We start from the raw sequence: 10,328 nt of genomic DNA, 5'->3' as shown, positions 1-10,328 counted from the left end.
TCTTCGGTGTGGCCAATATGTCCTTTCTGGATAGATTGTTTCAGGATATTTGCCTGTGCCAGTAAACGGGCATTGCCCTGCAGCTTTTCAGCAGCTAGCTTATAGTTGGTTTTATAATATTGTTTATCGGTTTCAGTTAGTCCGGCGGCTTTGGTATAGTGTGCGGTATAGTTGCGCAGGAACGCTATATAAGCAGGGCTTATCGCTAAACCTTTCTGCATGTCCAGTTCATCCAGAAAAGCATAAAAAGAGGTTGAAGGGGCTACATAATTTTTGCTGGCTCCTACACGCTGGCGCAGGGCCGGGTAGGTTACTTTATCGTTGGCGTATCCATACTCGATCTCTGATAGGGCAAAGGCTTTAAATTTATCTGAAACCGGATTTTTGGCTGCATACTTCTCCAGGTTTTTGAGCTGATCTTTCTTGCGCAGGTCCAGGAATTCGGTAAACTCCTTTTCATTTAGCTTAATGTTGTCGGGCAGCACCTGGTAATCTTCTACCTCATCAAAACGGCGGGTGTATTGTGCCAGGTAGTTGTTCTCGTTAGCGCCTTTACCTTCAAACTTTATAGTTTTCAGAAATTTATCACCGTTAAAACTCAGCGTTAAACTATAGCCGGGCTCCAGGTAAACAGGTACTACCTCGTTATCGTGCACCAGTTCGGCCAGCGTAGTTTCTGTAACGGGTATCTCCAGCTTAAAAGTGTTGCCGCTAAGTGCTACAGTTATTTCTTTTTCTTCAGGGATGAGCGGGTTTGGATAGGTGATGACCGTTATCTCATCGGAAAGCGGGTTGGTGATTTTGCCGGTAATAATGGCTTTGCTTTGCCCAAACGTGTAGTGTACCAGCAGCAGTGCTGCCAGCAACAGCAGTAATTGAATTCGCTTCATAAAAGGTTGGAAATAGAATGTTCAGCTACTTTAGCCCAATTTAATGGATTTATGTAACTGAACATCAAGATACTAACTATAAATTCCGGAACAACAGAAATTACTGCACAAAAACAGAAATGCTATAGTTGCTCTTTTATTACTGCAAAAGGCTTATCCAAACAATTCACCAAATACATCTTCCAGCTTACTAAAGGCATGTACTATAATGTTGAACTTACTGAAATCGAGCCCTTTTTTGTTGTATTTAGAGATGTAGATATCGGTAAAGCCCAGCTTTTCAGCTTCGGTAATGCGGTTCTCTACACGATTTACAGCGCGTATCTCGCCACCCAAACCTACTTCTGCAGCAAAGCAGGCTGTGTTTGGTATTGCCAGATCTTCAAACGACGATAGAATAGAAGCACAAACGGCCAGGTCCAGGGCAGGGTCTTCTACTTTAAGACCACCAGCTATGTTCAGGAAAACATCCTGTGCACCAAGCCTGTAGCCACCGCGTTTCTCGAGTACGGCCAGCAGCATGTTCAAGCGCTTGCCATCAAAGCCGGTACTGGTGCGTTGTGGCGTGCCGTACGTAGCAGGGGTTACCAGGCTCTGCACTTCAATTAAAAGCGGCCGGTTACCTTCCAGCGTGGCACCAATGCCAATGCCACTAAACGCATCCTCTCGCTGCGATATCAGGATCTCTGAAGGGTTGCTTACTTCACGCAAGCCAGATCCCATCATCTCATAAATTCCCAGTTCAGAAGTAGAGCCGAAGCGGTTTTTGGTGGTGCGCAGAATACGATAGGTCATGTGGCGGTCGCCCTCAAACTGCAGCACAGTATCCACCATGTGTTCCAGAATTTTAGGACCAGCCAGGTTACCTTCTTTGGTGATGTGGCCGATCAGGAAAACAGGCGTACCACTTTCTTTGGCAAATTTCAGGAGCTCAGCCGTACACTCACGCACCTGGCTCACGCTGCCCGCGCCGGCTTCTATAAAGGAAGAATGAAGCGTCTGGATAGAGTCAACTATAAGTATCTGTGGCTGCAGCTGCTCTATTTGCTTAAAGATGTTTTGGGTACCGGTTTCAGTTAATATAAAGCAGTCGGAGGTGGCTGTTCCAATACGTTCAGCACGCATCTTAATCTGCTGCTCGCTTTCCTCGCCGCTTACATACAGCACGCGCATGCCTCGTAAGCTCAGCGCTATCTGCAGCATCAGCGTCGATTTGCCTATACCTGGCTCGCCACCGATCAGTACCATAGAGCCAGGCACAATGCCGCCACCCAACACACGGTTCAGTTCCTGGTCGGTGGTATCTATGCGCTGCTGCTCCTGAAAAGTAATATCGGCAATTGGTTTAGGTTTGCTTGCCACTTGCGCCGAGCTGCTGCCGACTTTCCAGATGCTGGTCGGGGTCAGTTCTTCGCGCTGCACTACTTCTTCTACGTAAGTGTTCCACTCGCCGCAGGCCGGGCATTTGCCAATCCATTTTGCTGATTGTGCGCCACAGTTCTGGCAGAAGTAGGAGGTTTTTATTTTAGCCATGTAAGGTTAATTCTTGTTGGATTTATAGTTGGCAGAAAGGAGTTTTTTGCCATCAGACTATAACAACTATAAGGTGTAAAACGGTCAATAAAATGCAGCTTAAAGGTAATATTTTGTGGGTAGTAACTATACTTTTTCCTCCACAGGCACCTCTTTAAAATAAACCCTGAACGTGGTGCCCACGCCATGGTCGCTTTCTACTTTTATTTTACCGCCGTTGTTCTCGATAATGCGCTTTACAATGTATAAACCAATACCAGTACCCTCTACGTGCGTGTGCAGGCGCTTAAACATGCTGAATAACTTGTGCTGATGCTCTTTTTTGATACCCAACCCGTTATCGGTAACTTCCAGCACTACATAACCATCCTGGCGGTAAGTGCTTATTTTAACTTCCGGGGTTCTGTCCGTCGACCTGTATTTTACTGCATTGGATACCAGGTTGTACATAATGCTCCGCAGGTTCTTACGGGCATATACTATAGCATCCACGTTAAAGCTGGTATTTATATGGGTGCCTGTTTCATCTACCAGTCCGTTTATGTCTATCAGCACATCTTTCAGCGTTTCATCAAACCGGAGCGGCTCTACTTTAGACTGTAGCTCTTTTTGTACTTTGGTTATCTCGGTAAGGTCGGCTATAGTTCCTTTCAGCTTGTTTATGGAGTTGCTTACCATATCCAGCACTTTTTCGTCTTCGGTGTTAAGCTTGCCGTGCAGTATATCGCGGAGCATAATTACCAGGCCCTCAATGTTCGCGATCGGCGATTTAAGATCGTGAGAGGCAGTGTATACAAAGTTATCCAGGTCGCTATTGATGCGGAGCAGTTCGTTGTTCTTGTCGCTTAACTCATCGTTGGCAGCCAACAACCCCGATCGTGCTGTTACCAATTCCGTTACTTCTATGGCAAATACCAATACTGCTTCTACGTTCCCGTTCAGGTCTTTTAGCGGCTGATATACCAGGTTAAAGTAAGCTTCTATAGGCGCTCCGTTGCCCGTTGGTGTTATAGTTACTGGCACCTCGTTGCCTACATAAGGACTTCCGGTTTTAAAAACTTCCTCTATTTTCTTAAAGAAGCCATCTCCTTCGCGGTCTGTATGTGCTTCGTAAATGGTTCGGCCTACCAGCGGGCGGTTGCCATACAAACTACGGTAAAGCGGGTTAGCCAGCACATACTGCATATCTGGAGCACGCACCAGACCCACCAACGCCGGAACTTCCAGGAACAGCTTCTGCAGCAATTCAGCATTTTGTTTTACTCTTCGCTCGGCTTCCTTTATCTCTGTTATATCGATGATAGAAGTAATGTGGCCCATAAAGCCACCATCGGCGTTAAAACGTGGCGTACTGGTTGTGGCAACCCATCGGTATTGCCCGTCGAGGCGCAGCATTCGGAGTTCCATCCTGAAACTAACGCCTTCTTCAACAGCCTTATCGTATTTCTGGCCAGCGTATTCCCGATCCTCAGCATGAAGGTAACTGATCCACTGACGGTTTAAGGTGTCCTTTAAAGATGTTCCTGTAAAGTCGATCCACTGCTTGTTAACATAGGTAAAATGCCCTGTCTCGTCCGTGATCGCAATAATTACCGGTGCATTATCGGCCATCGCCCTGAAGCGTGCTTCGCTTTCTATAATTGCCTGCTGCGCCCGCTTTTCATCTGTAATATCGCGTACCTCGATTATAGTATAAGCCGGCACTCCGTTTTCGAAAATAGGTTGTGCAGCACAGCTTACGTTTATGAAAGTGCCATCTTTCCGGATAAAATTATCTTCGTGGGCACGCATGTCGTTGTTTGTAGGCAGAGCTCTGTCTATCGGGCATTCATGCATTGGGTAAGGCCTCCCGTCCGGGTAATGATGGTGGATCATTTCGTGGAGCGGCTTACTTGATATCTCCTCGAAGGTATAACCTGTCATTTCTTCCGCAGCGGGGTTCATAAAGGTACAGTAGCCATTGGCATCCATTATAAACAGGGCAGCTGTGGCATTATCGGTTATCGTTTGCTTCAGGCGGTTAGAGCGTCGTGTGCTTGATAGCGACCAGATAATAAAGAACATCAGGAAGCTGATGATGCTACCACCCAGCAAAATGAAATAGGGCAGGCCGGCATCGGAAGTTTGCAGGAAAGATGGTTTAGCTGTGCTGTGTATGCGCCAGGTATTGTTGGCTATAGTTATAGTATTGGTCTTGCTTAGCCGCTGCTTATTTCTGTTGTAATGCAATACGGAATCAGTGCTGTATAACAAGGTCTCTTCGTTCATAGTCGTGCCGTCGTACACTTCTATATCGATGTCGCCATGGTCTTGGCCTAAGGCATAGGACATAAAATCTTTTGCCCGGAAAGGACTATAGATGAAGCCTTTGATCATGTATTGTCGGTCCTGTATAGTTTCAGGGTCAGCGTTGTTGCGGTAAATGGGCAGGTATATCAGAAACCCGGACTGTTCATCTTTACCGGTTTCCTGCACCAGCCGCACCTTGCCCGACATAGCAGGTTGTTTGGTATCGCGGGCAATGCGCATAGCCGACTGCCGGATAGGCTCACTGAACATATCGAAACCAAAAGCCCGCAGGTTACGGCCGGTAAAAGGCTCCAGATAAATAATTGAACTATAGATCGGGCGCTCGCCTTCGGGCGTAACCTTATAATCCTGAAAGCCTTCGTTCCTTATCTGCCTGACGTGTTTTTCCATTTCGTCGGGCCTGATGAAGTGTGTATAACCAAGGCCCTGTATACCCGGGTACTTTTCTTCGAGGTTCAGGTTTTTATAGTAGGTGCGCCAGGCAGCGCGCTCGACAGTATCAGAGGCAATAAATAAGGCTTTCCCCCCGATCAGTATCTGTATGTAGTCGTTAAGGCGTTTGTGAATATCCTGCGTGGCCTGGTCGGCGCGTAGTTCAAATAGTTTTTCGCTTCGCTCGGCAGCCTTCTTCTTTGTCTCGGAATATAAAAATATTGTTACAAGAAAGATGAGCAGGAAAGAGGAGATAGCAATTACATGGTCCTGGATAAAAGAAGCAACTTTAGCTAATCTCATAGAATGGGGTTTAAACTACAGCCAGCGCAATAGTATAAAGTATACTTTTACCCTTTTTATTTGTTGAGCTGCGGTTGTAGCATACCCAAATATACAAAAAACCTATAGCCTAGCAAATTTACCGTTCTTATCATTTTATGACTTTTTGTATAATACGTTTTATCCCAATCTCTTGTAAATTATATACAAATCCGCTACATTAAGTAGTATAACTTATAAACCCTGCCAGATGAAACCGCTACAACAATGGTTTACCGAATATGGCCAAAGCCATCAGAACCATACAAACAAACTGATCCATTGGATATGTGTACCGCTTATCTTTTTCAGTATTATAGGTTTGTTAGCCAGCATCCCAAGCGAGCAGCTTAAACAGTTTTTCCCGGAACAGCTTCAGCCTTTTGTACATTTCGGAACTATAGTTATACTGCTGGGTCTGCTGTTTTACCTGCGCCTGTCGGTAACTATGTTTGTGGGCATGGCTATAGTTTGCGCCACCGTACTCTGGTTCGTGTACCTTGTAGATTATAAAACGGACAGCCCGCTATGGTTGGTAAGCCTGGTTATATTTGTGCTGGCCTGGGTAGGGCAGTTTTACGGACATAAAATAGAAGGCAAAAAACCTTCCTTTTTAAAAGATCTGCAGTTTTTACTGATAGGGCCTGCCTGGTTACTTGGATTTATATACCGGAAATTGGGTATACCCTATTAACTTTGCAGAAAATACCCGTTTATGCTTGAGATTATACGAAGCCTTTTGATAGGCATGTTTGCCATAGCCGCTTTGTTGCCTGTCATACGTTTTGCCATGCGCAGGTTACTGGCAGGCGCAACCGGAGAAAAGCTAACCCCAGACGAACAACAATACATGCAAAAGAAGGAGTGGAAGCTAACAATCGCTTACTTCTTTTTTACCTGCGTACTGGCCGTGTTTAGCGCCGGAGTGCTGGCTATGCTCTCAAGTATCATACATGCTTCTTCCCAGGGTTGGGTGCACCTGCTTACACCTAACTTCCGGGCATTCTTCGCGCCAGGCTTGCTGCTCGGTTTAACATTAGGCGTACTTCCGCTAAAACTGGCTCAAAAAGCACTCTTGGGTCATGATTATGAAATGTACCAAACACACCTACTCCAAACAGAAGGCCGTGGTTCTACAGCTATCTACCGGATCCTTTTCCTGGCAATGATAGTTATTTCCGGCGTGGTTGTCTGGTTTGTAATGCAATGGCACATCAGGGTCTACGAAAACACACTGACCGTTACCAATCTGTTTTCTCAGGAACGCAGCTATAGTATGTCAGATATCAATAAGATCGAATACCTTGGCAACGAAGGAGAATACCTGATAACTTTTAAAGATAACACCAACATTAACACCGCTTACCTGAAGCCTGTACAGTTAGAAATGATCGCTTTATTATCTGAAAAATCAGGGAAAAGGGTGATCAGGTAATATTACTATTTGTCTATCGTGTAGTTCTATAGCTTATTAGGGTTTTGTCATCCCGAGCGTCAGCCGAGGGATCTTATGTGTCTTATAGTTTGATTATTTTCTGATTTTAATCAAGCTATAGTTTCAAACTACTTTCAATCCTGGGAGCTTTACTTGCCTATAGTTTCAAATCAGCTTTGGTGCCCTCACGGCCGGGAGGCCCCGTCTTCGGGCATCGCGCGGTGCGAATCTCTTTTGCTCATTCTTCGCAATGCCTGCGGCACCAGATATTCACAAGGCGCTCAACCCAAAGACAGAGAAATTTCTCATAGCAACTGCTTTTCTATAGTTTGAACCATTGAGCTTCGACATTTATCGTGGTCATAATTTTGTAGGGACAGGCCGCGACCTGTCTGTGGGATAGACTTAAACTATAGAACTACATGTTAACTATAGCAATAGCAGAAAGTCCCCCTTTGAAGGGGGCGAAGGGGGATGTTAATCTATACCAGATCTCTCACGCTGTTCGAGATGACAAAGTAAAAAGCAAAAAACTCCCCGCCTTAGACTACCGAGAAGGGATTTCGAAGGTAGCGAGCGTAGCTCTGAGGGGTTGGGGGTGGTTGGACCACGTTAACTATAAAACTACACTCACCAACATAATCCTAAAATCCTTCAAGTCTTAAAAATCTTAGTTCTGTTAGTATCTTTGCATCCGAATTTCAGGATATCTAAAATGAAGTATAAATTACTGATGCTGATGCTGCTATGGAGTGTGGCAACTATAGCACAGAAGAAAGCAATTACTGTAACCGAGCAAACTATAACGATACCGGCAACAGGCCAGCAAAATATCCTACATTATGGTTTCCAGAAAGGTGACGTGGTGGTGCTGAATGTGGAACCTGACAAACCCGGGCAAACTATAAAACTGGAAGTACAGGACTATACTTCGGGGGCTATCGTTTATAGTTCGCAACCTGTAAAGAAGGTAAAAGAACTGAAGCTGACCGTGCCACAAAAGCTGGTTTACAAGTTTATAATTTCATCTGCATCCGATAAAGCCATACCTGCGCGGTTAGCTATAAAACGTTTGCCTGAAAAAGAAGAAACACGCCACTTCAATTCCAACATTACCTGGAAAACTATAGCTGACACCACCTGGACCACTGCCTCAGAAAAAGTGCTGGTGAAAGGTGAACTGCAGCCTGTTACTTTAGTTGATAAAACATTCCGGGTGGCATCTATGGCAAACCTGAACCCAAGCCGGGTTTCGGTGCCGTTTAAGTTGCCGGCCAACACGGTCCACTGGGTTTACTGGGTAGGCGTGGGGCAGCAATCGGTGGAGGAACTGAAGAACATGACCAAACTGGTAACGAAAGGCGCTTCTGTAATTGCTTCGTCTACTGTGAGTCCGGTGGTTGGTTTTGGATTGGGTTTGCTGCCTAGTCTGCCACAGGTTAATGCCAGCGGAAATATTGATTACTATTTCATGAATAAGCAATCAGCAGAGAAGTTTGTGGCCGATGAAGAAGGCTGGAAACCTTATACTTTCGCGCAGGGCACCGGCATTATCTCCGACTATAAAAAGGTAGCTCTCTCCGAAACCCCGAAAACAACCGATGGCACCCTTTACGCTGTCTTTCGGAACAGCAACACTGTTACAGGGCTGGACATTACCCTGAAGATTGTAGCTTTTGAGCAGGAAAAGAAATACGTAACCAAACAGGTGCGCAAGCCACTGAAAATAGAGCAAAGACAAGTACCAGTATTTGGAGAGTAATCCCATTTGTCATCTCGACGATAGGAGAGATCTATCTCAAATTCTAACTAGATTTCTCATTGCATTCGAAATGACTATATGAGCAGAAACTATAAATGAAGTGTAACTCGAAATTCGTAACTCGTAACTCTTTTTCGTAGTTTTGCCGCAGTTAAACTGATCCTTTAAACCAAACATAAATCGATATGCAAGTTCGCGTAGAGAAAGACACGATGGGCCCGATTGAGGTGCCTGCAGACAAATACTGGGGCGCTCAGACACAACGCTCTAAAGAAAACTTCACCATCGGCGGCCAGTTGATGCCGAAGGAAGTGATCGAAGCTTTTGCTATACTTAAAAAATCGGCTGCATTTGCTAACGCTGAACTAGGTGTATTGGCCCAGGAAAAAGCTGAGATAATCGGTAAAGTTTGTGACGAGATTCTTGAAGGTAAACTGGCTGATGAGTTTCCTCTAGTAGTTTGGCAGACAGGTTCGGGCACGCAGTCTAACATGAACGTGAACGAAGTGGTGGCTAACCGTGCCCACGTACTATTGGGCGGCAACCTGATGGACGAGAAAAAGAAGATTCACCCGAACGACGACGTAAACAAGTCGCAGTCTTCGAACGATACGTTCCCGACGGCGATGCACATTGCCGCTTACAAAAAAGTGGTTGAGCACACATTGCCATTAGTTAAAAAACTTCGTGATACGCTTAACAGCAAAGCCGAGGCTTACATGGATGTGGTGAAGATCGGACGTACGCACCTGATGGACGCTACGCCACTTACACTTGGCCAGGAGCTTTCGGGTTACGTAGCCCAGCTGGACTATGGTATGAAAGCGCTTCGCAACACACTGGAGCACCTGAGCACGCTGGCCCTTGGTGGTTCTGCAGTTGGTACAGGTCTTAACACACCGGCTGGTTACGATGTACTGGTAGCCGAGAAGATCTCTCAGTTTGCCGGCCATACGTTTATCACAGCTCCTAACAAATTCGAGGCTCTTGCCGCACACGATGCTATCGTAGAAACATCTGGAGCGTTGAAGCAACTGGCTGTATCGCTGATGAAGATCGCGAACGATATCCGTTTGCTGGCTTCTGGCCCACGTTCTGGTATCGCTGAGATCCTGATTCCGGAGAATGAACCGGGTTCTTCTATCATGCCAGGTAAAGTAAACCCAACGCAGGCCGAGGCTATGACCATGGTTTGCGCACAGGTGATCGGTAACGACGTGGCTATCTCGGTTGGTGGCATGAACGGCCATTTCGAGCTGAACGTGTTTAAGCCGGTGATGATCTACAACCTGCTGATGAGCGCCCAGCTGATCGGTGATGCCTGCGACTCGTTCGATAAGCATTGCGCCATAGGTATAGAGCCAAACACAGCCCGCATTAAAGAGAACCTGGAGAACTCGCTGATGCTGGTAACGGCCCTTAACCCGCACATCGGTTACGACAACGCCGCCAAGATCGCGAAGAAAGCCCACAAAGAAGGAACAACCCTTCGCCAGGCAGCCATCTCACTGGAACTGCTAACAAACGAGCAGTACGACGAGTGGGTGAAGCCGGAGGACATGATCGGCAGCTTGAAATAGTAAGAACTATAGTTTTATAGATAAAGGAAAAGCAGCTCCGGAAGGGGCTGCTTTTTTTGTTTGAT

General features: G+C 46.1%; 7 protein-coding genes. 4 read left to right on the top strand and 3 right to left on the bottom strand.

What is annotated here, in order from left to right; translation table 11 throughout:
- The 3 genes from ABS362_RS08080 to ABS362_RS08070 all read right to left on the bottom strand — a co-directional run.
- Positions 1-890 (bottom strand): DUF4369 domain-containing protein (locus ABS362_RS08080; RefSeq protein WP_350411895.1); only part of this gene is annotated, 890 nt, incomplete at its 3' end.
- 153 nt (positions 891-1,043) lie between these two features.
- Entirely contained in the window at positions 1,044-2,423 is a 1,380-nt protein-coding gene (gene radA / locus ABS362_RS08075; RefSeq protein WP_350411894.1) for a DNA repair protein RadA, read from the bottom strand.
- Between the two features lie 126 nt (positions 2,424-2,549).
- Positions 2,550-5,468, bottom strand: a complete 2,919-nt coding sequence (locus ABS362_RS08070) for a CHASE domain-containing protein (protein WP_350411893.1) — start codon at positions 5,466-5,468, stop codon at positions 2,550-2,552.
- A 229-nt stretch (positions 5,469-5,697) separates the two neighbouring features.
- Between ABS362_RS08070 and ABS362_RS08065 the strand changes: the two genes are divergently transcribed.
- The 4 genes from ABS362_RS08065 to fumC all read left to right on the top strand — a co-directional run bounded on the left by ABS362_RS08065 (position 5,698) and on the right by fumC (position 10,263).
- Positions 5,698-6,180 carry an Mpo1 family 2-hydroxy fatty acid dioxygenase gene (locus ABS362_RS08065; RefSeq protein WP_350411892.1) on the top strand — a complete coding sequence of 161 codons (483 nt, stop codon included), beginning with the start codon at positions 5,698-5,700 and terminating at the stop codon, positions 6,178-6,180.
- Between the two features lie 21 nt (positions 6,181-6,201).
- Entirely contained in the window at positions 6,202-6,921 is a 720-nt protein-coding gene (locus ABS362_RS08060; protein WP_350411891.1) for a hypothetical protein, read from the top strand.
- Positions 6,922-7,636: 715 nt separating this feature from the next.
- Positions 7,637-8,683, top strand: a complete 1,047-nt coding sequence (locus ABS362_RS08055; protein WP_350411890.1) for a hypothetical protein — start codon at positions 7,637-7,639, stop codon at positions 8,681-8,683.
- 185 nt (positions 8,684-8,868) lie between these two features.
- On the top strand, positions 8,869-10,263 hold the full coding sequence (gene fumC / locus ABS362_RS08050) for a class II fumarate hydratase (protein WP_350411889.1): 1,395 nt from the start codon (positions 8,869-8,871) through the stop codon (positions 10,261-10,263).
- Positions 10,264-10,328 lie beyond the last annotated feature (65 nt).

This window comes from Pontibacter populi (genome assembly GCF_040278685.1).
Classification (GTDB): Bacteria; Bacteroidota; Bacteroidia; order Cytophagales; family Hymenobacteraceae; genus Pontibacter; species Pontibacter populi.
The sequence above is the reverse complement of the archived record's forward strand: the minus strand, read 5'-3'. Positions and strand labels throughout refer to the sequence as shown.

Bases quoted from the DNA above. Each gene is read 5' to 3' on its own strand.
- radA (WP_350411894.1), bottom strand. From the start codon at position 2,423: ATGGCTAAAATAAAAACCTCCTACTTCTGCCAGAACTGTGGCGCACAA.
- ABS362_RS08070 (WP_350411893.1), bottom strand. From the start codon at position 5,468: ATGAGATTAGCTAAAGTTGCTTCTTTTATCCAGGACCATGTAATTGCT.
- ABS362_RS08065 (WP_350411892.1), top strand. From the start codon at position 5,698: ATGAAACCGCTACAACAATGGTTTACCGAATATGGCCAAAGCCATCAG.
- ABS362_RS08060 (WP_350411891.1), top strand. From the start codon at position 6,202: ATGCTTGAGATTATACGAAGCCTTTTGATAGGCATGTTTGCCATAGCC.
- ABS362_RS08055 (WP_350411890.1), top strand. From the start codon at position 7,637: ATGAAGTATAAATTACTGATGCTGATGCTGCTATGGAGTGTGGCAACT.
- fumC (WP_350411889.1), top strand. From the start codon at position 8,869: ATGCAAGTTCGCGTAGAGAAAGACACGATGGGCCCGATTGAGGTGCCT.